We start from the raw sequence: 21,248 nt of genomic DNA, 5'->3' as shown, positions 1-21,248 counted from the left end.
TCTCTTCGGATTTAACCCGAGGACTAACCCTCTCCCCGCCGGCGCAGGGGATTTGAGAGGGCGCCACTGTCTCCCGCCCCCCGGCGGACCCCACAAGGGGAGAAGGTGGCGACCGCTGCGGAAACTTTGTCCCTCACTTGCGATCCCCCTTCCGATTCTTCGCATCCTGAAGTAGCATCCGGCCATGGATAGTCGTTTTGCGCTCGTGCCGATGGTGACCACGCACACCCCAGGGTGTGCGGGGAGCCTGTTGCGCTAAGCGGCCGTCTCCACGCCAACCCTGCCGAGGTAAGCAGGGTTCGGCGCTGTTTCCTCGGCCTCACATCTTGAGGAGAGAGGAAACGATGACCCCTATCCAACCCGAATTGCTGATCCGCGCCGCGTCCGCTGACGACTGGGAGGCCCTCGCCGCCTTGCGGGACTTGCCCGGCGTTCGCCGAGGCACACTCAGACTGCCCTTCGCGCCGCCGGAACAGACCCGAAAATGGCTCGAAAACCTCACCGAAACCGACATGGTTATCGTTGCCGAACTGGAGGGGCGCATCGTCGGGTTGGCTGGCCTGCATCGTCACAGGGGACGGCGGCAGCATGCGGCGGATCTTGGCATGAGCGTGCATGACGATTACCGGCGGCGCGGTATCGGCAGGGCCTTGCTCAACGCCCTGATCGACGCGGCCGACCGGTGGCTCGGCATTTCCCGCATCGAGTTGACGGTCTTCACCGACAATGAAGCGGCGATCGCGCTCTATCGCCAGGCAGGTTTCGAGACCGAGGGCCTACTGAAATCCTACGCGCTGCGGGACGGCGCGCTTGCCGACGTGCTAGCCATGGCGCGACTACACCCATGACGGGACGCCGCCTTCAGGCGGCCGCGGCAGGCGACGGTCTCAGAGTTTTGCGAGCGACCACCGAACTGCCATGTCATTCGTCAACCGGGAGGGAACACATGCAGCACGAAACTCCTCTTCTTTCGGCCGGTGCCCTCATCCGACAGGCGGGACGGGCGTGCTTTCATCGGCTCGTGAGCACCACCCCTGCGCTTGTCCAGGTGCGTTCGGGAACCAAGGTGGTGATCATACGCGATACCCCTTTGCGCTTCACAGCCGGCGACTTTGGCCTGTTGCCCGATCATCAGCCCATGACGATCGAAAACATTCCCAATGCAGCGCAGAACTACGAAGCCCGCGCCCTGCCCATTTCACGCCACTTGTTTGAAGAGACCTACGCGCGCCTGGCTTCCGTCGCGCCTCCTCGGACGCCACTTGCGATGAAGGCCGTGGACCTGCCGGGCGAAGCGGTCGCGCTGTTTGACTTCTGGTGCTCGCCGGAAAATCTCGCGACACTCCCCAGTGCCGTCGCCACGGTCCGCTTGATGGAACTCATAACCTGGTTTGCGCTCAGCGGCGCCGTGTTGGGCAACCGGGGAAGCCTGCTTCTGCAGGATCGCCTGCGTCAGATGATCGAGACCGACCCCGCCCACGGCTGGACTTTGGGCCATGCCGCGTCCGCCTTCCACATGAGCGAGGCCACGCTCCGGCGGAAGTTGGCGGCGGAGAACACCAGCTTCACCGAGACATTGAGCGACACGCGCATGACGCGGGCGCTGGCGCTCCTGCAGACGACAATGTTGTCTATTGCAAACATTGCCCAGGAAGTGGGCTACGATTCGCCGTCCCAATTTGCCGCACGGTTCAAAGATCGCTTTGGCGTCAATCCGCGCGACGTGCGGGGAGGTTCCGCGATATTTGAGCGGATCGGGACAGAAGTTGCGCATATCGGGGCAGACAAAATTTCTGCCTGACGTAGGCTTGCTTCATTGGCAACTACAGGAAAATACCTATGCGCCTCATCACAACACTTCTCACCTTGAGCTTTCTCGGCACCACCGCCGCGCACGCCGAGATGAAACTGACCTCGAAAGACCTGACAGCAGGCAAGCCGATGGCCGATGCGCAGGTCTTCAACGGCTTCGGCTGCAGTGGGAAGAATACCTCACCACATCTGGCATGGTCGGGTGCGCCGCCGGGTACCAAGAGTTTCGCGGTCATGGCTTATGATCCCGATGCACCCACGGGTTCTGGCTGGTGGCACTGGACCGTGTTCAACCTGCCCGCCGACGCCACCGAGATCGCGACCGGGGCAAGCGGAGACAAGAAGCTTCTCGCAGGCGCGGTTGAGGGCCGCACCGATTTCGGCATGTCCGGCTACGGTGGCGCGTGCCCGCCTGAAGGTCACGGACCACACCGCTACCAGTTCACGGTCTATGCATTATCCCAGGACAAGCTCCCCCTCGATGAAAATGCCCCCGCCGCCATGGTTGGCTTCTTTGTCCGGGCCAATGCACTGGACCAAGCGACGATCGAGGTCACGTACGAGCGCTGATCTGCGCTGCCCCGCGGCGCATTTCCCGCCACGGGGCAAGTTCTTGGCGGTCCGCATCGGCGGCCCCGCATCCCGAACCTGGCCATAGCAAACCTCCATGCCGAGACCGAACGCGGCGCCCCCGGGGCTTTCTCTTTGAATCCACCAGTGAATTTTCCGACTTGTGCGACACGCGGTCGCCCTGCCATTTTCCCTCTGCTTCATTGACGACATCGTCCAGGCGCGGTCCAACAATGCGAGCAGCGACAATCAGGTGGGAGGATCGGATCATGGATCTCGGTATCGCAGGAAAACGGGCGCTCGTGCTTGGCGGGAGCAAGGGACTTGGACGCGGCATCGCCGAAGCACTGGCGGCCGAAGGCGTTGCCGTTGCGCTGACCGGCCGGGACGAAGAGGCAGCCGGCAAGGTCGCGGCCGAGATCGGGTCGACCGCTGCGGGGTTTTCGCTCGACCTTACGAAACCGGAAACGATCGACGTTTTTCTGGACCGACTGGCCGCAAAATTCGGCTTGGTCGACATTCTGGTCCTGAACGGCGGCGGACCACCGCCGACGCGTGCGGCCGACATCGATGCCGATTTCTGGCGGACACAATTCGAGGCGATGGTGCTGGCAGGCATGCGCATCACCCATCGCCTGCTGCCGGCAATGCGCGAGCGCCGCTTCGGCCGCATCATCGCGGTCGCCTCGACCAGCATTCGCGAGCCGATCCCCGGCCTCACCGCCTCCAATGCCTTGCGCAGCGCGCTTGCCGGTTGGATGAAGACGCTTGCGGGCGAGGTTGCGGCCGACGGCGTCACCGTCAACATGCTGCTGCCGGGGCGGCTGGCGACCGATCGCACGCTTTCCTTCGACCGCATGGACGCGGAAAGCGAAGGGGTCACGGTGGAGACCGTCGCCGCGCGCAGCCAGTCGGAAATCCCGATCGGCCGCTACGGCACGCCCGCGGAATTCGGTGCGGCTGCCGCTTTCCTTGCGAGCCGCCAGGCGGCCTATGTTACAGGTATCGCGCTGCCGGTCGACGGCGGGCTCAGCCGATCGATGCTATGAGCGCTCTCGCGGCCGCGCAGCAGGCACTGGGGTAGGAGCAGGAATATGGATGAGGAACAACGCTTTCTGCGCGAGGCCGTGTCGCTCGCGCGCAGCAATATGGAAAACGGCGGCCGCCCTTTCGGCGCCGTCGTGGTCAAGGATAGCGTGGTGATCGCGACGGGCGTCAACGAGATGGCTCGGACCGGCGACCCGACTTCGCATGCGGAGCTCAATGCACTGCGTGCAGCGGCCAAGGCTCTTCAGTCGCTGCGGCTCGAGGGCTGCACGGTCTACGCCAGCGGCCAGCCATGCCCGATGTGCCTTGCCGCAATGCGCATGGCCGGCATCAACGAGATCAGCTACGCCCATTCGAATACGCAAGCGGAGCCTTACGGACTGTCGACTTCGGCGATCTACGCGGAACTCGCCAAGCCAGTCACGGAACAGGCGATGCGGTTTCGCCATGTGCCGCTCGAGGTGCAGGATGCGGTGCCGCTTTACGCCGAGTGGCAGAAGCGGCAACAGACAAGTTAGCCGCTCACCGGCTCCAATTGCGCGCGACAGGCCCGTCGGGTAGGGTCGCGATCAAAGAACCAGGAGCGGCCAAGAGCCGAAGCGGAATGACACTTTCCGACAAGCGCATACTTCTCATCATTTCCGGCGGCATTGCCGCCTACAAGAGCCTCGACCTCATTCGCCGCCTGCGTGAGCGCGGTGCCGAGGTCCGGCCGGTGATGACGGCGGCTGCGCAGCAGTTCGTGACGCCGCTGGCCGTCGGCGCCCTTTCCGCCTCCCATGTCTTTACCGACCTTTTCTCGCGTGAGGACGAGCAGGATGTCGGCCATATCCGGCTGGCTCGCGAATGCGATCTCGTCGTCGTTGCTCCGGCGACCGCCGATTTGATGGCCAAGATCGCGAGCGGGCTTGCTAACGACCTCGCCTCGACCATCCTTCTTGCGACCGACCGCCCCGTGCTGCTCGCTCCGGCGATGAACCCGAAAATGTGGGCGCATCCGGCGACGCGCCGCAACCGCAAAACACTAGCAGGCGACGGCGTTCGTTTCGTCGGGCCTGCCGCAGGCGAAATGGCCGAAAGCGGTGAAGCCGGCGAAGGCCGGATGGCCGAGCCGCTCGAGATCGTCGCCGCCGTCGAGGAACTCTTGAAGGGCGGACAAAGACCCTTGGCGGGGCGAAAGGCCATCGTCACCTCCGGACCGACGCATGAGCCGATCGACCCGGTGCGCTACATCGCCAACCGCTCTTCCGGCAAGCAAGGCCACGCGATTGCCGCGGCGCTCGCGAAACTTGGAGCGGAGGTCACGCTTGTTTCCGGTCCGGTGACGATTCCCGATCCCGCCGGCGTTCGCGTTGTCCACGTGGAGCGCGCCGAGGAAATGCGCGATGCGGTGCTTGCGGCGCTTCCGGCCGATGTTGCCGTCATGGTCGCGGCGGTTGCGGACTGGCGCGTTGCCTCCGCCGCCGGCAACAAGATCAAGAAGAAACCGGGCGAGGCCCCTCCTCCGCTCCAGCTTGCGGAAAACCCCGATATTCTGAAGACGATCGGCCATCACCCCTCCCGGCCAAAGCTGGTGATCGGCTTTGCCGCCGAGACGGAAAACGTCGCCGAGAACGGTCGCGCCAAGCTGGAACGGAAAGGCGCCGATTACATTCTCGCGAACGACGTTTCGCCCGCGACCGGCATCATGGGCGGCGATCGCAACCGGGTGAAGCTGATCGGCCGCAACGGCGTCGAAGATTGGCCGGACATGGACAAGGAAGACGTAGCGGCAAAGCTTGCCGCGCGCATAGCCGAGGCGCTTTCACGATAGCTTATCGTTGGATTAATGTACTGCCGCGCCTATGCGCTCAATTCGGCGCGTGGCGCATCCGCTACTGCATGCTTCCTTAAATCGGAATCGATTTAAGGACAAAATCATGCAGCCATTCAAATTGTTGCAGCGACTTTAGCGCGTCCGATTGGACGCGCGGCGCTGTAACGGGCCTTCCCGCACCTCGACCTCGGCGGTACCGAAAAGACGCACGTCGACGCCGTTCTCACCTACGATGACCACTGCGCCATCCGGGATCTCGACCCAGGCATTGTCGTCATCGTTGAGCGGTTCGGAGACCAGACAGTAGCCGCCACTCGGTCCCATCGGCGCCGCATAAAGCGTCGGCGCCTTCCAGTCGGTGGCGTAGCGTACCGCATAGAGGTTCCGACCATCGGACAAGGCGGCCGTGAAGCGGACGAGCGGCGGCCGACCGAGACGATCTGCAAGCCGCTCGACGAAGGCCAGCGCCTCGGCAATCGCGCCGAGCGGATCGCGATCGAGGCCGAACTGCAAGGCCAGGAGAAAGAGCAATTCCGAGTCCGTCGTGCCGGTGCGCGCGGCATAGAGATCGTTGTCGAGCATGCTCTCCATCGGCCGGCGCAGATGCTCGAAATCGCTGATCTGGCCGTTATGCATGAAGGACCAGCGCCCGAAGACGAAGGGGTGGCAATTGTCGCGGCGTGTGCCGCCGCCGGTCGCCGCGCGGACGTGGGCAAGGAACAGCGGCGAGCGGATCTGCCGGGCGATGCTCCTGAGATTGCAATCGGACCAGGCGGGAAGGATGTCTCGGTAGCGGCCGGGCTCCGGACGATCGCCGTACCAGGCAATACCGAACCCGTCGCCGTTGGTCGCCGTTTTGGCGCGTGTTGCACAATGGGACTGTTCGATCAGCGAGTGCGCCGGAGAGGTTACCAGTTCCTCGAGATAGAGCGGCTCTCCGCGATAGGCGGCCCAACGGCACATACTTCTTCACTCCGGCTTTTCGAGACGATTCGTTAACCATCGTTACCGGATGTTCCAACGAAACACGGTAAAAATGCGTTAACAAATTCACCCCGTTCTCCGTAGCGGATTCGCCGTACCGGCGCTGTTTCTCGTAGCACATTGCCGGGGCGAGAAGATTTCGAACAAACATTCCATATTGACAATATTCGCACATTTCATTTCATTTCCACGAAGCGCAAAGGGGCCCTTGCCCGGGAGGAATGATATGAGCGGCAAACGCAAACTCGGCGTCGGCCTGATCGGCACGGGCTTCATGGGCAAGGCCCACGCCCTTGGCTTCACGACCGCGACGCGCGTGTTCGATCTTCCCTTTGAGCTGGATCTCGTTTCCGTTGCTGACGTGACAAAGGACAGCGCCGAGGCCGCGCGCGGGCGCCTCGGTTTTCGCAAGGCGACGGCGGACTGGCGGGAGTTGTTGACCGATCCCGATATCGACATCATCGACATCACCACACCGAACCTTCTGCACAAGGAGATGGCGCTTGCGGCGATCGCCCACGGCAAGCACGTCTGTTGCGAGAAGCCTCTGGCGCCAACCGTCGCCGATTGCGCCGAAATGGTCGCCGCCGCCGAAAAGGCCGGCATCGTCACCCAGGTCGGCTTCAACTATCTCAAGAACCCGCTGATCTTCCTCGCCAAGGACATCATCGAAAGCGGCGAGATCGGCGAGATCCGCTCTATGCGCGGGCTTCATGCCGAGGACTTCATGGCGGATGCCAACGTTCCGTGGGGCTGGCGGCTCGATCCGCGCAGCGGCGGCGGTGCGCTTGCCGATATCGGCAGCCACATTATCGCCTCCATGCGCCATCTTGTCGGACCGATCAGGTCGGTACTCGCTGAAACGGTCATCCAGATCCCGGAACGCCCTGTCTCGCCCGGCACGGCCGAAACGCGTACCGTCGAAGTCGATGACATTACACGCGCTTTTGTACGCTTCGAGAACGGCGCGACCGGCAGCTTCGAGGCAAGCTGGATCGCCACCGGCCGCAAGATGCAGCATGACTTCGAAATCTACGGATCGAAGGGCAGTATTGTCTTCACCCAGGAACGGCTGAACGAAATCAAGGTCTACTATGCGGGTGACGACATCCGCAGTCGTGGCTTCCGCACGATCTGGGCCGGACCCGAGCACCCGCCCTACGGCGCCTTCTGCGTGGCGCCCGGCCACCAGATCGGCTTCAATGACCTGAAGGCAATCGAGGTCCACGAATTTCTTGACGCGATCGCCAAGGGCGGCAAGCCGTCGACCGATTTCCGCGAGGGCTACGAGGTCCAGAAGGTGCTATCGGCAACCTACCAGTCGGCCCGGACGAACGAATGGGTCGAAATCGGCTGAGGCTACTCTATCCGACACCTGGGCTGGCTCGTTATTCGCCCCTCACCCTGACCCTCTCCACGCAGGCGGGGCGAGGGGGCGAAGTGGGCGCCGCGGGAGTCCTGCTCCCCGCCTGCGGGGAGAAGGTGGTCGGCAGGTCGGATGAGGGGCGTACATGACGGAAAAATGGAACATCCATTCTACCGCGACCGTCATCAATCGATTAGAATAAGGCAGTGAAACAAGAGGCCGGAGATTCTGAACGATGCCAATGCCGGAGACGACCATGGACGTCCCCCAGGATTTCGAGGCGCTGAAGGCCGTCATTCTCGAGCGCAAGGCGCAACTGCCGAAGCGGCTGAAACAGGTCGCCGCCTATTCGCTCGACAATCCGGACGAGATCGCCTTCGGCACGGCGGCAAGCATTGCGACATCCGCCGACGTCCAGCCGTCGACACTCGTGCGCTTCGCGCAGCATTTCGGTTTCGAGGGTTTTTCGAGCCTGCAGCAGATTTTCCGAGCGCGGCTCAGGGAACGCACGCCCGGATACGAAGAGCGGCTGAGGGCGCTGAGCCAGAACGAACACAGCAAGCTCGAAAGCGGCTCGATCTTCAACGGGTTCGTCGCCGCCGCCCATCGATCGCTGGACAATGTTGCCACATCCGTCGACCCGGAGGCCTTCGAGCGCGCCGTCGACATCCTCGCCAACGCCGACACGATCTATCTCATCGCCAAGCGCCGCTCCTACCCTATTTCCAGTTATATGGCCTACGCCTTCGGCAAGCTGAAAGTGAAGTATCAACACGTCGGGACGGCAGCCGGGATTGACGACGATATGCTGGCCATGGCGACGAAACAGGATGCAGCCTTCGCGGTCAGTTTTTCGCCCTATGCCTCGGAAAGCGCCAGCCAGGCGCGATCCCTCGCCAGCCGAAAGGTGCCGGTCGTGTCGCTTACCGATTCGGCCTTCTCGCCGCTCGCCGAATCGTCGAAGGTCTGGTTCGAACTGGTGGAGGCCGACCATGCCGGCTTCCGTTCCCTTTCCGCCAGCATGGCCTTTGCAATGGCGCTGACGGTGGCGATCGCCGAGAAGCGCCAGCGCCTGACGGACAGCGGCGGTCAATAGAATGAAAATTCCATATTGACGGACCGACGGAACTTATGTTTCATAACTTCATCGCCCATGACATAATGGATAATTGTCGGCGCCGGCGCGGCGTCGGCGGGGAGGAAGCAGTGAGCCAGAGTCCATCGGCCCAAAACCCGTCGGCAAAGGGAGCCAAGCCCCTCGACCTCATCACCATCGGCCGGGCATCGGTCGATCTTTACGGCCAGCAGATCGGCACACGGCTCGAGGACGTGGCAAGCTTTGCCAAATCCGTCGGGGGCTGCCCCTGCAACATCTCGGTCGGCACCGCGCGCCTCGGCCTGAAATCGGCGCTGCTGACACGTGTCGGCGACGAGCAGATGGGCCGCTTCATCCGCGAGCAGCTTCAACGCGAGGGCGTCGAGACCCGCGGCATCGTCACCGATCCGGAGCGGCTGACGGCGCTCGCGATCCTTTCCGTCGAAAACGACAAGTCCTTCCCGCTGCTCTTCTATCGCGACAACTGCGCCGACAACGCGCTCTGCGAGGATGATGTCGCGGAAGACTTCATCCGTTCCGCGCGCGCGGTCCTCGTTTCTGGGACGCATTTCTCCAAGCCGAATACCGATGCCGCCCAGCGCAAGGCCATCCGCATCGCCAAGGAAAGCGGCGCGAAGGTCGTCTTCGACATCGACTATCGCCCCAATCTCTGGGGTCTTGCCGGCCACGACGCAGGCGAAAGCCGCTATATCGCCTCCGACCGCGTCTCCGCGCACCTGAAGACCGTTCTCGGCGACTGCGACCTCATCGTCGGCACCGAGGAAGAGGTTCTGATCGCGTCCGGCGAGAGCGATCTGCTCAAGGCGCTGAAAACCATCCGCACACTGTCCAAAGCCACGATCGTGCTGAAGCGCGGGCCGATGGGCTGCATCGTCTATGACGGCCCGATCTCCGACAATCTCGAAGACGGCATCGTCGGCAAGGGTTTTCCGATCGAGGTTTACAACGTGCTGGGTGCGGGCGATGCCTTCATGTCCGGCTTCCTGCGCGGCTGGCTGACCGGCGAGCCGCACGCGACATCGGCCACCTGGGCCAATGCCTGCGGCGCCTTTGCGGTGTCGCGCCTGCTCTGCGCGCCGGAAATCCCGACCTGGACCGAGCTCAATTTCTTCCTCGAAAACGGCAGCAAGGAAAAGGCGCTCCGCAAGGACGAGGCAATCAACCACGTTCACTGGGCGACGACCCGCCGCCGCGACATCCCGCTTTTGATGGCGCTTGCCATCGATCACCGCAGCCAGCTGGAAGATATTGCCGAAGGCAAGCCGGAACTTCTGGCACGCATTCCGGCCTTCAAGGTGCTTGCGGTCAAGGCTGCCGCTCAGGTCGCCGCCGGCCGGCCCGGCTTCGGCATGCTGATCGACGACAAATATGGCCGCGACGCCCTCTATGCCGCCGGCGCCCACCGCGATTTCTGGATCGGCAAGCCGATCGAGCTTCCCGGTTCGCGTCCGCTGCAGTTCGAATTCAGCCAGGACCTCGGCAGCCGCCTCATCGACTGGCCGGTCGATCATTGCATCAAGGTGCTGTCGTTCTTCCACCCCGATGATCCGGCCGAGCTCAAGGCCGCGCAGATCGCAAAGCTTCGCTCCGCCTTCCAAGCGGCGCGCAAGGTCGGCCGCGAGATCTTGATCGAAATCATTGCCAGCAAACACGGCACGCTTGACGATCTGACCGTTCCGCGGGCGCTCACCGAGCTTTATGATGCCGGTTTGAAGCCTGATTGGTGGAAGCTGGAGCCACAGGCGAGCCGCGGTGCCTGGGCGGCTATCGACGCCGTGATCGAAACGCGCGACCCGCTCTGCCGCGGCGTCGTGCTGCTTGGCCTCGAGGCACCCTATGAGGTGCTGAAGGATGGCTTTGCCGCCGCGCGGACGTCGAAGACGGTCAAGGGTTTTGCGGTCGGCCGGACGATCTTCGCCGACGCCAGCAAGGCCTGGCTCGCCGGCGCCATGACCGACGAGCAGGCGGTCGCCGACATGGCGGCAAGGTTCAAAGCGCTGGTGGACCTCTGGCTGCAACTGGGTGAAACAAAGGCTGCATAGTATCGCTCCGGCGACGATGCAGCGGAAGGGCGAAGCAGAAACTTCGCCCGCGAGGAGGAAACAGAAAATGAGCCAGAAAACCGTGCGCCTCACCATGGCCCAGGCCGTGGCGCGGTTCCTGACCAAGCAGATGACGATCATCGACGGCGAGCGCGTGCCGATCTTCGGCGGTGTCTTCGCGATCTTCGGCCACGGCAACGTCGCCGGAGTCGGCGAGGCGCTTTACGCCGTGCGCGAAACATTGCCGACCTACCGCGGGCAGAACGAGCAGGGCATGGCGAATGCGGCGATCGCATTTGCCAAGGCGAGCTTCCGCCGCCGCTTCATGGCCTGCACGACCTCAATCGGCCCGGGTGCGCTGAACATGGTCACGTCGGCGGCGCTTGCCCATGTCAACCGGCTGCCGGTTCTTCTTCTGCCCGGCGATGTCTTCGCCAACCGCCGGCCCGATCCGGTGCTGCAGCAGGTGGAAAGCTTCGGCGACGGCACGATCTCGGCAAACGACTGTTTCCGCCCCGTCTCGCGCTATTTCGACCGCATCACCCGGCCGGAACAGATCATCCCTGCGCTGCGTCGCGCCATGCAGGTTCTGACCGACCCGGCCGATTGCGGCCCGGTCACACTCTCGCTCTGCCAGGACGTCCAGGCGGAGGCCTACGACTATCCGGAATCCTTTTTCGACGAGAAGGTGTGGGTCCCCCGGCGGATCGAGCCCGATCTCGACGAGCTCGCCGCGGCGATCGCGTTGCTCAAGTCAGCCAAGAAACCGATCATCATCGCCGGCGGCGGCGTGCTTTATTCGGAAGCAAGCGCGGAACTGGCCGACTTTGCCGAAAAGCATGGCATTCCGGTCGTCGAGACCCAGGCCGGAAAGTCCTCGCTGCCGCATTCGCATCCGCTCAACATGGGCTCGGTCGGCGTGACGGGCACCTCCGCCTCCAACAGGCTTGCCGAGGAAGCCGACGTTGTACTCGCCGTCGGCTCGCGGCTTCAGGATTTCACCACCGGGTCCTGGGCGCTCTTCAAGAACGAAGGGCTGAAGATCATCGGTCTCAACGTCCAGCCTTTTGATGCCGGCAAGCACAATGGCCTGCCGCTGATTTCCGATGCGCGGGCCGGCCTCAACCGGATCTCCGGCGGCCTTGGCGGCTACAAGGCCGACAGCGCCTGGACCGAGAAGGCGAAGACCGGCAAGGCCAAGTGGCTGGAGGCGGCCGACAAGGCGACGGCCACCACCAATGCGGCGCTCCCCTCGGATGCCCAGGTGATCGGCGCCGTCCAGCGCGCCCGCGGCGGCAAGAAGACGACGCTCGTCTGCGCTGCCGGCGGGCTCCCCGGCGAGTTGCACAAGCTGTGGCAGGCGGACGCGCCAGGCAGCTACCATATGGAATACGGCTTCTCGACCATGGGCTATGAAGTGGCCGGTGGCCTCGGCGTCAAGCTCGCCAAGCCCGACAGCGACGTGGTCGTCATGGTCGGCGACGGCAGCTACATGATGCTGAACTCCGAGATCGCCTCCTCGATCATGCTCGGCGCCAAGATCACCATCGTGCTCCTCGATAATGCCGGCTATGGCTGCATCAACCGGCTGCAGATGGAAACGGGCGGCGCGAACTTCAACAACCTGTTGAAGGACACGCATCACGTGATGCTGCCGGGCATCGATTTTGCCGCGCATGCCGCGGCGATGGGCGCCGTCACCCGCAAGGTCGGCTCGATTCCGGAACTCGAGGCCGCACTCGGCGAAACGGCGCAAGAACAGCGCACGACCGTCATCGTCATTGATACTGACCCGCTGATCACCACGGAAGCCGGCGGCCATTGGTGGGATGTCGCGGTTCCGGAGGTTTCGGATCGCGAGCAGGTGAAGGCAGCCCGCGAGCGGTATGAGAAGGCGCTCCAATCGCAGCGCTTCGGCTGATCGCCACGAATGGCGCTCGCGGTTTTGCGCGGGCGCCGCTCTACGTCCAATGGCCCCTCACCCTAGCCCTCTCCCCGCAGGCGGGGAGAGGGGACTTGAGAGGGCGCGGCATATCCCTTCTCCCCGCAAGCGGGGAGAAGGTGCCCGGCAGGGCGGATGAGGGGCATTATGTGCCCTTTGCGTAAATATGAGAACAGCGACCATCCGCCCCAAGCGCATGGTGCATCAGAAAGTGAAGAGACATGATCCGCTACGGAACCAACCCGATTGCCTGGAGCAATGACGACGATCATTCGATCGGCGCGCATCTGACGCTCGACGACTGCCTTTCCGACTGCCAGAAGATCGGCTTCGACGGCATCGAGAAGGGCCACAAGATGCCGTCCGACCCGGAGGCGCTGAAGCAGAAGCTCGCCTCTTATGACCTCGTCTTCGTTTCCGGCTGGCACTCCACCAATCTGCTGACGCATGACGTCGAAGCCGAGAAGAAGGCGATCCAGCCGCATCTCGATCTCCTGAAACACAATCGCTGCAAGGTGGCGATCGTCTGCGAAACCTCCAATGCCATTCACGGCGATGATTCCAAATCCGTCGCCAACGACAAGCCGATGCTGCCGACCGATCAGTGGAAGAAGTTCGGCGCCGACCTTGAGGCGATCGCGCAGTATTGCGCCGACCAGGGCATCGATCTCGTCTATCACCATCACATGGGCACGATCGTCCAGACCGGCGAGGAGATCGATCTCTTGATGCAGCATACCGGCCCGGCCACGAAGCTTTTGCTCGACACCGGCCACGCCTGGTTCGGCGGCTCCGATCCGGCGGAAGTCGCGAAGAAATACATGCACCGCGTCCGCCACATCCATTGCAAGAACGTTCGTCCGGCAATCCGCAAGGAAGTGGAAAGCCAGGGCCTCTCATTCCTCGAGGGCGTGCGCCGCGGAGTGTTCACCGTTCCGGGTGACAAGGAAGGCGGCGTCGACTTCCTCCCCGTGCTGAAAATCGCAGCCGAACACGGCTATAATGGCTGGTTGGTGATCGAGGCGGAGCAGGATTCGGCCGTACGCGATCCGTTCGAATACCAGTCGCTCGGGCTGAAATCGCTGAAAGCATTTGCGAAGGAAGTGGGGCTGGACCGGGTATAGCTCGCCCCTCATCCGGCTGCCGGCTTGACAGGTCCGCCCCTCATCCGCCTGCCGGCACCTTCTCCCCGCAGGCGGGGAGAAGGGACATGCCGCGCCCTCTCAAGTCCCCCTCTCCCCGCGAGCAGGGAGAGGGCTAGTCTTCGGGTTAAACCCGAGGAGAGGGGCTTAAGCGCCGAGCCGCCCCGATCGAACAAACAGGAGACCGTCGAAATGTCCAAACTGCTCGTCAAACCGAAGGCACAATCCGGGCTGATGCAGGAGATCACGCCCGAGAGCGCCGGCTGGACGTATGTCGGTTTCGCGCTCAACCGCTTGAAGCCCGGCGAGAGGACGGCGGGTGAAGCCGGTGCGAAGGAGCTCTGCCTCGTTCTCGTCAGCGGCAAGGCGAAGATTTCCGTCGATGGCGAAGACTTCGGCGAACTCGGCGAACGCATGACGCCGTTCGAGGGCCAGCCCTACGCCGTCTATGTGCCGAAGGGCGGCAAGTGGGAGGCTGAGGCGGCGACCGATCTCGACCTTGCCGTCTGCTCCGCGCCCGGTGGCGAGGGCTTCAAGGCCAAGGTCATCCGTCCCGGTACGCACCCGCAGATGACGCGGGGCAAGGGCACCAACACCCGCTATGTCACCAACATCATGCCGGAGGACGACGGATCGGCACAGTCGCTGCTCGTCGTCGAAGTGATCACGCCGGGTGGGCATACCTCGTCCTACCCGCCGCACAAGCACGACCAGGACAACCTGCCTGCTGAAAGCTATCTCGAGGAAACCTATTACCATCGCCTCAACCCGCCGCAAGGATTTGCGATGCAACGCGTCTACACGGACGATCGCTCGCTCGACGAAACGATGGCGGTGGAAGACGGCGACGTGACCCTCGTCCCGAAGGGCTACCATCCGGTCGCCGCCGTTCATGGCTACGACGTCTACTATCTGAACGTCATGGCGGGACCGAAGCGGATCTGGAAGTTCCATAACGCCAAGGAACATGAGTGGCTGTTCACCGGCATCTGAGGGTACACTCTGGACGTTTGCTCCGGCTGGTCTATCGTACCCCCTCTACCGCGTCGGGCGTTTTATCAAACGCGCAAAGGACGCTGTAGCAGTTTGAATTGCTGCATGTTTCTATCCTTAAATCGGCTACGATTTAAGGAACCATGCAGCAGCGAAAACCGTGCGAGGAGCGGCCGATGCGGATCGATGGTCAGTGCCATTGCGGCCATATCACCTATGAGGCGGAGATCGACCCGGACGAGGTGTCGATTTGCCATTGCACCGATTGCCAGCAACTGACCGGGTCGGCCTATCGCGTCACGGCGAGCACGCCGCGGGCGTCCTTCCATCTGACCGGCGCCGAGCCGAAACTTTACGTGAAAATCGCCGAAAACGGGCGAAAGCGCCTGCAGTTCTTCTGCCCTGACTGCGGCTCGCCGATCTATACGACCGGCACGGACGAAGACGCCGAGGTGATCGACATCCGCCTTGGCACGATCAACCAGCGGCGCGCGCTTGCGCCGCGGTCGCAGATCTGGTGCTCGTCCGCCCTGCCCTGGATCGGGGACGTTGGCAAGCTGCCTGGCAAACCGCGGGACTAAAGGCATGACGAAGCGCCAGTTCAGAATGCTGCCTCGCCGGATCGCCGGCGTGGATGCGGTCGAGGCGGCCACGAACCACAGCTTTCCGCGCCACATGCATGATCAGTTCGGCATCGGTCTTATCCATCAAGGGGCGCAAAAATCCCTGAGCGGACGCGGGCCGGTGGAGGCCGCGCGCGGCGACGTGATCACTGTCAACCCTAATGAGGTCCATGACGGCTCGCCGATCGGCGATGCCGGTCGCTCCTGGCGGATGCTCTATCTTGATCCGGCAATCGTCGAAGCCGCCGTCAGCGATATCAGCGAGAGCGGACGGCGAATATGCGAGTTCGCCAACCCGGTCATCCGGAACGCCGCCATTGCGGCCCGTTTCCGTGAACTCTTCGCAATCGCGACTACCGCGGACGCCAGTGACGCCACCGTTCGCTGGGACGAGCTCGTTCTGATGCTTTTTGCCGAGGCGATGCAGGTCGTCCCAGGCGGCGCACGCAAAGTGCCGGAATCGATCGCCGCGGCGCGCAGCCTGATCGATGACGACCCGTTGGCTTCCATCACGCTGGCCGATCTGGCGCGCGAAAGCAGCCTCAGTCGATTCCAGCTGGTGCGGGGATTTGCGAAGGCGACTGGCCTCACGCCCCACGCCTATCTGGTTCAGCGGCGGGTCGACATCGTCCGGCGCCTGATCGCCGAGGGGACCCCGCTCGCAGAAGCGGCGATCGCCGGTGGCTTCGCCGACCAGAGCCATATGACGCGCGTCTTCGTGCGCACCTACGGCATTTCGCCGGGCGCCTATGTCGCAGCTTTGGGCTGATCCCTGCAATTCCGTTCAAGACCGCCGGGCGCCGATTGGGTTTTCTGCAGCTCTCACGCGGGGCTTGCAGTCATGTCGAAGCAATTTCAGGGTTATATCTATTTGTCGCTCGCGATGGCACTCGTCGGCAGTACGGTGATCGCGAGCAAGATTATAGCGTCCGGACTGCCGCCGTTCACGGCCACGGCCTTGCGCTTTGCGCTCGCCTTTCCGCTCTTCCTCATGCTGATGCGCGCGACCGCGACGCCATGGCCAAGGCTGCAACGGCGCGAATGGCTCATCCTGTTCATCCAGGCGGGTGCCGGCAGCGTCGGTTATACGACGCTCCTGATTTCCGGCCTGCGACTGACCCCCGCAGCCGATGCCGGCGTCATCATCGGTACCCTGCCCACCGTTTCGGCAGGGATTGCCATCGTCGTTCTCGGCGAACGGCCGGATCGTTCGATCCTGCTGGCGATCGCCCTCGCCGCCGCAGGCGTTCTCTCGATCGTCTTTCGGGCGGATGGCGGTGGTGCGCCTTCGCTCCTCGGCAACCTTCTGGTCTTCGGCGCCGTCATCTGCGAAGGCCTCTTCATTCTCATCAACAAGCGCCTGACAACCGCTATTTCGCCCCTCGCTCTGTCGACGCTGATGGCCGGTCTGGGGGTCGCTATCTCGGCACCGATTGCCCTGCTCGAAATTCCACAGGCAGCCGCGGTAACCACGCATTCGATCGCCGCCGTCGGCTACTACGCACTTGTACCGACAGTCGGGGGCTTCCTGCTCTGGTATGCAGGACTAGCCAAAGTGAGCGGCACGGAGGCCTCGGTGTTCACGGCGCTTGCGCCTGTTTCAGCCGTTCTCCTTGCCTTTATCATGCTTGGAGAGCCTGTTTCCGCCAATCAGCTGATCGGCATCGCATGCGTACTCGCCGCCGTCCTCAGTCTGGGTCTTCGATTGCCGGGCACGCAGCGAAACCGCTCGGAGGCCGGATGAGGCAACGTGCCCTCCCGGCTGCAATGCCGTCACCGCTGCAATCGCCGTTCACATCAGAGAGGCCAGCAACCATGTATTTCCGCCATGCAAGCGACATCTGGAGCGACTTTCCCGGACTTTCCGCCGGAATTCTTCATGTCGAAGGCATTCACCGAGACGCCTCCGCCGATGCGCACATCGCTGGTTTCGAGGCCGCGGCGAAGGCACGGCTCGCGGCAAGCTCGGAGGGTGAATTTCCGGAGATCCAGGCCTGGCGACGCGCCTTCTCGCGCATGGGTTTGAAGCCGACGCAATACCGTTCGGCCTCCGAGGCGCTGCTGCGGCGTTTGCGCAAGGATGGCTCCCTACCGCGGATCCACCCGCTGATCGACCTTTGCAATGCGGTATCGCTTGCATTCGCCATTCCGATCGCGGTTTTCGATCTTTCGAGAGTGACTGGTCATCTCGAGGTTCGTTACGCCTCCGGCAGCGAGATCTACACGACGTTTTCCGGCGAAACCGAACATCCCGAACAGCACGAGGTGATCTTCGCGGACGAGGAAGGGCGAGCCCATGCGCGCCGCTGGACCAACCGCCAGAGCGGCTATTCGGCGGTCGGCAGCGAGACGACGGCCGTGCTTGTCGTCGCCGAAGCACTGCACGCCGGCGCGGCGACGGACGTTGACCGACTCGTCCATGAACTGGCGGGAGCCGTGTGCGCGGTCTGGGCCGTCACGCCGCGCAGCGCCATGTTGGACAGCTCGGCCCCGCGCTTCGATATTTGATGCCCGGGCGCACCGCCTCCCCAAAACGCTCCCGATCTCCGCGCGACAGGCCGAAATTCTTTGACGACGCAAACGCGAGGCCAATATCATCCGCGCCAAATCACAAAGCGAGACGACAGCATCAATGTCCGACGAACGCGCCACGCCATGGCTTCTGAACCTCAAACAGGCACTCCTCGATCGGGGCGGGCTCGAGGAAATCTTCCGCCACGTCCGCAATCTGGTTGTCGCGACCCTGGTCATCGCAGCCGGCCTGCATGCCGTCGAGAATCCCGACATCATCAATGTGAAGGGGCTTTTGAGCATCCCGGTCGCCGGTTACATCGTCTTTTCGATCGGGATTGCGCTGTTCTTCCTGAACTTCGCAGACGGGCTTCATCGGCTTGGGAAAATCAAGCGGCACGTCGCCCTGCAACTGCTGCTGGTGGCCGTCTACGTGTTGATCACCATCCGTGTCGCCCAACTAATCCTGGCACTCCGGATGACGCCGTCGTAGCCGGCGCTGTGCGGGCGCCAGCTACCCTCTTCGCGTGGATCGATCACGCCGCCTTGGCGACGTGATATTCCTTGATCGCCACCATCTTGATTGCAGGATAGCGTTCCGCCTCGTAGCGCAACGAGAAGCTATCCTGCGCCATGAACACCGGGTCGCCATCGAGATCGCGGGCGATGTCGCCACGGCGGGCCGTGATGAACTTGTCGAGCTCGCCCGGATGATCCGCGGAAACCCAGCGGCAGACGGAGAAGCGCGACATTTCGAAGGAGACCGGCAGGCCGTATTCCGCCTGCAGGCGCTCCTTCAGAACGTCGAGCTGCAGCGCGCCGACGACGCCGACGATCGCCGGCGAGCCGTCCTCCGGCGAGAAGAGCTGCACGACGCCCTCTTCCGCCATCTGCTGCAGCGCTTCCTTCAGCTTCTTCGCCTTCATCGCGTCCTCAAGCCGAACGCGGCGGAGAATTTCCGGCGCGAAGTTGGGGACGCCCTGGAAGACGAGCGGCTCACCTTCCGTCAGCGTATCGCCGATGCGAAGCGTGCCGTGATTCGGGATGCCGACGACATCGCCGGCAAAGGCCGTGTCGGCGAGCTGGCGCTGCGAGGCGAAGAAGAACTGCGGCGCGCTCAGCCCCATCTGCTTGCCGGTGCGCGAGAGGCGCGCCTTCATGCCGCGCTCGAGCTTGCCGGAGCAGACACGGACGAAGGCGATGCGGTCACGATGGTTCGGATCCATGTTCGCCTGGATCTTGAAGACGAAGGCCGTCATCTTCTCGTCCGTCGCCTCGACGGTGCGGATGTCGGCGACCTGGGCACGCGGCGGCGGCGCATATTCGCTGAGCGCATTGATAAGGTCGCGTACGCCAAAATTCCTGAGCGCCGAGCCGAAGAACACCGGCGTCAGATGGCCTTCGAGAAAAGCCTTGTGATCGAAGGGCTTGCAGGCCTCGATCGCCAGCGTCGTTTCCTCGATGAAGGCGTCACGCTCGTTTTCCGGCAGGCGATGCGAAGCCATTTCGGGATCGTTGACCTTGGTGAGCCGCTCCTGCGTGTCGGCGCCGCGCACCTCGTTGGTGGCGAGATGATAGGTGCCGCAGAAGGTCTTCGAGCGGCCGATCGGCCAGGTGACCGGCGCGCAGTCGAGCGCCAGCTTATGCTCGACCTCGTCGAGAATCTCGAAGGGATCGCGGCTCTCGCGGTCCATCTTGTTGACGAAGGTGATGATCGGGATGTCGCGCAGACGGCAGACCTCGAAGAGTTTCAGCGTGCGCGGCTCGATACCCTTGGCGGCGTCGATCACCATGACGGCCGCATCCACGGCCGTCAGCGTCCGATAGGTGTCGTCTGCAAAGTCCTCGTGACCGGGCGTGTCGAGCAGGTTGAAGACGGTGTCGTCATATTCGAAGGTCATAACCGAGGTGACGACAGAGATGCCGCGTTCGCGCTCGATCTTCATCCAGTCCGAGCGGGTCTGAATGCGATCCTTCTTGGCCTTGACTTCGCCTGCGAGCTGAATCGCGCCGCCGAAGAGGAGGAGCTTTTCGGTGAGCGTCGTTTTACCGGCGTCCGGGTGCGAAATGATCGCAAATGTGCGGCGGCGGGAAACCGCTTCGGCAATGCTTTCGGCCATGATCTGAGCATCCTGTGAGTTGCGGCGTCTTTACAGGCTCGCAGGCCAATATGCAATTGACTGCGGAGGCGGCCGTGACGCTTATGACGGAATGATCACGCGCACCCCCGAAAACCGCCCCGCCCTCACTCTTGTCCGCTTGCCGCACGCGCAGGATCTCGACCTGCCCGCCTATGAGACGGTGGGAGCCGCAGGCATGGATTTGCGCGCGGCTATTCCGGCCGGCGAGCCGACGATGATCAAGCCGGGCGCGCGCGCCCTGGTGCCGACCGGTTTCATCTTCGAGATTCCTTTCGGCTACGAAGGCCAGGTCAGGCCGCGCTCGGGCCTTGCGTTCAAGCACGGCATCACCTGCCTCAACACGCCGGGGACGATCGATAGCGACTATCGCGGCGAGGTGAAGGTGCTCCTCATCAATCTCGGCAAGGAGGACTTCATCATCGAGCGCGGCATGCGCATCGCCCAGATGGTGATCGCACCGGTGACGCAGGTGGCGATCCGCGAGGCTGACGGGGCCAGCACGACAGAGCGCGGCGCCGGCGGCTTCGGCTCCACCGGATCCAAGTGATGCATGTCGCCTAAACGCGTTGAGCGGTTTTGGGATAAACAGAAAACTAAAGCGGCGGCAGCCGTCGCTTGACCGGCGTCGACTTGACGATCGAGGTATTGGTCTGTGCCTTTTCGGCGATGCGGTCGAGGATTGTGTCGAGCTCCTCCATATCCCGCACCAGCATCTTGGCGATGAAGCAGTCGTCCCCGGTGATCTTGTCGCATTCGACAATCTCCGGCGTTTCCTGAATGAGCTTTTCGACGATGTGCAGCATTCCGGGCATTGGCCGGACACGCACGACTGCCTGCAGCGGATAGCCAAGTCGCGCCGGATTGACGGAGACGGTGAAGCCATTGATGACGCCGCGTTCCTCGAGCTTGCGCAGCCTGTCGGCCGCACTCGGCGAGGAGAGGCCCGCTTCCTGCGCGAGCTCCTTCAGCGACACACGCGCATTGGCCGCGAGAATTTCGAGAATGCGGCAATCGACATCATCCAGCATTACGCCACCTCCGATAAGACAAAATAGCAAATTCTCCTTCCACAATTAGGCATCGTAATCCGTTTTCCTTTCTGAATCCATATAAAGCCGCGCAACAGCCGATTATTGTTGTGC

General features: G+C 63.0%; 21 protein-coding genes. 18 read left to right on the top strand and 3 right to left on the bottom strand.

Annotated features, from left to right (window positions below):
* Nucleotides 1–344: 344 nt before the first annotated feature.
* From GHK62_RS30020 to coaBC, 6 genes are all read left to right on the top strand, one after another.
* The gene (locus GHK62_RS30020) at nt 345–848 is read left to right on the top strand and encodes a GNAT family N-acetyltransferase (RefSeq protein WP_153442579.1); all 504 of its coding nucleotides are present in this window, start codon (nt 345–347) and stop codon (nt 846–848) included.
* Nucleotides 849–946: 98 nt separating this feature from the next.
* Nucleotides 947–1,801 carry a helix-turn-helix transcriptional regulator gene (locus GHK62_RS30015; RefSeq protein ID WP_153442611.1) on the top strand — a complete coding sequence of 285 codons (855 nt, stop codon included), beginning with the start codon at nt 947–949 and terminating at the stop codon, nt 1,799–1,801.
* A gap of 38 nt (nt 1,802–1,839) precedes the next feature.
* The gene (locus tag GHK62_RS30010) at nt 1,840–2,382 is read left to right on the top strand and encodes a YbhB/YbcL family Raf kinase inhibitor-like protein (RefSeq protein WP_153442578.1); all 543 of its coding nucleotides are present in this window, start codon (nt 1,840–1,842) and stop codon (nt 2,380–2,382) included.
* 269 nt (nt 2,383–2,651) lie between these two features.
* On the top strand, nt 2,652–3,431 hold the full coding sequence (locus GHK62_RS30005) for an SDR family oxidoreductase (RefSeq protein ID WP_153442577.1): 780 nt from the start codon (nt 2,652–2,654) through the stop codon (nt 3,429–3,431).
* 45 nt (nt 3,432–3,476) lie between these two features.
* On the top strand, nt 3,477–3,947 hold the full coding sequence (locus GHK62_RS30000; RefSeq protein WP_153442576.1) for a nucleoside deaminase: 471 nt from the start codon (nt 3,477–3,479) through the stop codon (nt 3,945–3,947).
* Nucleotides 3,948–4,033: 86 nt separating this feature from the next.
* Complete coding sequence (gene coaBC / locus GHK62_RS29995) at nt 4,034–5,242, top strand: bifunctional phosphopantothenoylcysteine decarboxylase/phosphopantothenate--cysteine ligase CoaBC (protein ID WP_153442575.1); 1,209 nt, start codon at nt 4,034–4,036, stop codon at nt 5,240–5,242.
* Between the two features lie 135 nt (nt 5,243–5,377).
* Here coaBC and GHK62_RS29990 read toward each other — a convergent pair whose 3' ends face one another.
* Nucleotides 5,378–6,208 (bottom strand): class II glutamine amidotransferase, encoded by an 831-nt coding sequence (locus GHK62_RS29990; RefSeq protein WP_153442574.1) that lies wholly within the window; start codon nt 6,206–6,208, stop codon nt 5,378–5,380.
* 247 nt (nt 6,209–6,455) lie between these two features.
* On the opposite strand from GHK62_RS29990, the gene GHK62_RS29985 reads away from it, so the two are divergent.
* From GHK62_RS29985 to GHK62_RS29935, 11 genes are all read left to right on the top strand, one after another.
* Nucleotides 6,456–7,586 (top strand): Gfo/Idh/MocA family protein, encoded by a 1,131-nt coding sequence (locus GHK62_RS29985; RefSeq protein WP_153442573.1) that lies wholly within the window; start codon nt 6,456–6,458, stop codon nt 7,584–7,586.
* A 244-nt stretch (nt 7,587–7,830) separates the two neighbouring features.
* The gene (locus tag GHK62_RS29980) at nt 7,831–8,691 is read left to right on the top strand and encodes a MurR/RpiR family transcriptional regulator (RefSeq protein WP_153442572.1); all 861 of its coding nucleotides are present in this window, start codon (nt 7,831–7,833) and stop codon (nt 8,689–8,691) included.
* 110 nt (nt 8,692–8,801) lie between these two features.
* Nucleotides 8,802–10,754, top strand: a complete 1,953-nt coding sequence (locus GHK62_RS29975) for a bifunctional 5-dehydro-2-deoxygluconokinase/5-dehydro-2-deoxyphosphogluconate aldolase (RefSeq protein WP_184108411.1) — start codon at nt 8,802–8,804, stop codon at nt 10,752–10,754.
* 67 nt (nt 10,755–10,821) lie between these two features.
* Entirely contained in the window at nt 10,822–12,675 is a 1,854-nt protein-coding gene (iolD, locus tag GHK62_RS29970; protein ID WP_153442571.1) for a 3D-(3,5/4)-trihydroxycyclohexane-1,2-dione acylhydrolase (decyclizing), read from the top strand.
* 242 nt (nt 12,676–12,917) lie between these two features.
* Complete coding sequence (iolE, locus tag GHK62_RS29965; RefSeq protein ID WP_153442570.1) at nt 12,918–13,820, top strand: myo-inosose-2 dehydratase; 903 nt, start codon at nt 12,918–12,920, stop codon at nt 13,818–13,820.
* Nucleotides 13,821–14,030: 210 nt separating this feature from the next.
* Entirely contained in the window at nt 14,031–14,831 is an 801-nt protein-coding gene (iolB, locus tag GHK62_RS29960) for a 5-deoxy-glucuronate isomerase (protein ID WP_153442569.1), read from the top strand.
* Nucleotides 14,832–15,007: 176 nt separating this feature from the next.
* Nucleotides 15,008–15,412 (top strand): GFA family protein, encoded by a 405-nt coding sequence (locus GHK62_RS29955; RefSeq protein WP_153442568.1) that lies wholly within the window; start codon nt 15,008–15,010, stop codon nt 15,410–15,412.
* A 4-nt stretch (nt 15,413–15,416) separates the two neighbouring features.
* Nucleotides 15,417–16,223: an AraC family transcriptional regulator gene (locus GHK62_RS29950; RefSeq protein ID WP_153442567.1), complete on the top strand. Its 807-nt coding sequence runs from the start codon at nt 15,417–15,419 to the stop codon at nt 16,221–16,223.
* A 72-nt stretch (nt 16,224–16,295) separates the two neighbouring features.
* Nucleotides 16,296–17,198 carry a DMT family transporter gene (locus GHK62_RS29945; protein ID WP_153442566.1) on the top strand — a complete coding sequence of 301 codons (903 nt, stop codon included), beginning with the start codon at nt 16,296–16,298 and terminating at the stop codon, nt 17,196–17,198.
* A 71-nt stretch (nt 17,199–17,269) separates the two neighbouring features.
* Nucleotides 17,270–17,962, top strand: coding sequence for a B3/B4 domain-containing protein (locus tag GHK62_RS29940; RefSeq protein ID WP_153442565.1), 693 nt, complete (start codon nt 17,270–17,272; stop codon nt 17,960–17,962).
* Between the two features lie 124 nt (nt 17,963–18,086).
* The gene (locus tag GHK62_RS29935) at nt 18,087–18,458 is read left to right on the top strand and encodes a hypothetical protein (RefSeq protein WP_153442564.1); all 372 of its coding nucleotides are present in this window, start codon (nt 18,087–18,089) and stop codon (nt 18,456–18,458) included.
* Between the two features lie 43 nt (nt 18,459–18,501).
* Here GHK62_RS29935 and GHK62_RS29930 read toward each other — a convergent pair whose 3' ends face one another.
* Nucleotides 18,502–20,085: a peptide chain release factor 3 gene (locus tag GHK62_RS29930; RefSeq protein ID WP_153442563.1), complete on the bottom strand. Its 1,584-nt coding sequence runs from the start codon at nt 20,083–20,085 to the stop codon at nt 18,502–18,504.
* A gap of 91 nt (nt 20,086–20,176) precedes the next feature.
* On the opposite strand from GHK62_RS29930, the gene dut reads away from it, so the two are divergent.
* Nucleotides 20,177–20,653: a dUTP diphosphatase gene (gene dut, locus GHK62_RS29925; protein WP_153442562.1), complete on the top strand. Its 477-nt coding sequence runs from the start codon at nt 20,177–20,179 to the stop codon at nt 20,651–20,653.
* 46 nt (nt 20,654–20,699) lie between these two features.
* Here dut and GHK62_RS29920 read toward each other — a convergent pair whose 3' ends face one another.
* Nucleotides 20,700–21,134, bottom strand: a complete 435-nt coding sequence (locus GHK62_RS29920) for an Lrp/AsnC family transcriptional regulator (RefSeq protein ID WP_136506692.1) — start codon at nt 21,132–21,134, stop codon at nt 20,700–20,702.
* Nucleotides 21,135–21,248 lie beyond the last annotated feature (114 nt).

It is taken from the genome of Sinorhizobium terangae (assembly GCF_009601505.1).
In the GTDB taxonomy this organism is placed as follows: domain Bacteria; phylum Pseudomonadota; class Alphaproteobacteria; order Rhizobiales; family Rhizobiaceae; genus Sinorhizobium; species Sinorhizobium terangae.
Note: the sequence above shows the minus strand (reverse complement) of the source record. Positions and strands in the feature narration are given on the sequence as shown.

What these genes read in the sequence shown, in the direction of transcription:
- GHK62_RS30020 (WP_153442579.1), top strand. Translation starts at nt 345, where the DNA reads ATGACCCCTATCCAACCCGAATTGCTGATCCGCGCCGCGTCCGCTGAC.
- GHK62_RS30015 (WP_153442611.1), top strand. Translation starts at nt 947, where the DNA reads ATGCAGCACGAAACTCCTCTTCTTTCGGCCGGTGCCCTCATCCGACAG.
- GHK62_RS30010 (WP_153442578.1), top strand. Translation starts at nt 1,840, where the DNA reads ATGCGCCTCATCACAACACTTCTCACCTTGAGCTTTCTCGGCACCACC.
- GHK62_RS30005 (WP_153442577.1), top strand. Translation starts at nt 2,652, where the DNA reads ATGGATCTCGGTATCGCAGGAAAACGGGCGCTCGTGCTTGGCGGGAGC.
- GHK62_RS30000 (WP_153442576.1), top strand. Translation starts at nt 3,477, where the DNA reads ATGGATGAGGAACAACGCTTTCTGCGCGAGGCCGTGTCGCTCGCGCGC.
- coaBC (WP_153442575.1), top strand. Translation starts at nt 4,034, where the DNA reads ATGACACTTTCCGACAAGCGCATACTTCTCATCATTTCCGGCGGCATT.
- GHK62_RS29990 (WP_153442574.1), bottom strand. Translation starts at nt 6,208, where the DNA reads ATGTGCCGTTGGGCCGCCTATCGCGGAGAGCCGCTCTATCTCGAGGAA.
- GHK62_RS29985 (WP_153442573.1), top strand. Translation starts at nt 6,456, where the DNA reads ATGAGCGGCAAACGCAAACTCGGCGTCGGCCTGATCGGCACGGGCTTC.
- GHK62_RS29980 (WP_153442572.1), top strand. Translation starts at nt 7,831, where the DNA reads ATGCCAATGCCGGAGACGACCATGGACGTCCCCCAGGATTTCGAGGCG.
- iolD (WP_153442571.1), top strand. Translation starts at nt 10,822, where the DNA reads ATGAGCCAGAAAACCGTGCGCCTCACCATGGCCCAGGCCGTGGCGCGG.
- iolE (WP_153442570.1), top strand. Translation starts at nt 12,918, where the DNA reads ATGATCCGCTACGGAACCAACCCGATTGCCTGGAGCAATGACGACGAT.
- iolB (WP_153442569.1), top strand. Translation starts at nt 14,031, where the DNA reads ATGTCCAAACTGCTCGTCAAACCGAAGGCACAATCCGGGCTGATGCAG.
- GHK62_RS29955 (WP_153442568.1), top strand. Translation starts at nt 15,008, where the DNA reads ATGCGGATCGATGGTCAGTGCCATTGCGGCCATATCACCTATGAGGCG.
- GHK62_RS29950 (WP_153442567.1), top strand. Translation starts at nt 15,417, where the DNA reads ATGACGAAGCGCCAGTTCAGAATGCTGCCTCGCCGGATCGCCGGCGTG.
- GHK62_RS29945 (WP_153442566.1), top strand. Translation starts at nt 16,296, where the DNA reads ATGTCGAAGCAATTTCAGGGTTATATCTATTTGTCGCTCGCGATGGCA.
- GHK62_RS29940 (WP_153442565.1), top strand. Translation starts at nt 17,270, where the DNA reads ATGTATTTCCGCCATGCAAGCGACATCTGGAGCGACTTTCCCGGACTT.
- GHK62_RS29935 (WP_153442564.1), top strand. Translation starts at nt 18,087, where the DNA reads ATGTCCGACGAACGCGCCACGCCATGGCTTCTGAACCTCAAACAGGCA.
- GHK62_RS29930 (WP_153442563.1), bottom strand. Translation starts at nt 20,085, where the DNA reads ATGGCCGAAAGCATTGCCGAAGCGGTTTCCCGCCGCCGCACATTTGCG.
- dut (WP_153442562.1), top strand. Translation starts at nt 20,177, where the DNA reads ATGATCACGCGCACCCCCGAAAACCGCCCCGCCCTCACTCTTGTCCGC.
- GHK62_RS29920 (WP_136506692.1), bottom strand. Translation starts at nt 21,134, where the DNA reads ATGCTGGATGATGTCGATTGCCGCATTCTCGAAATTCTCGCGGCCAAT.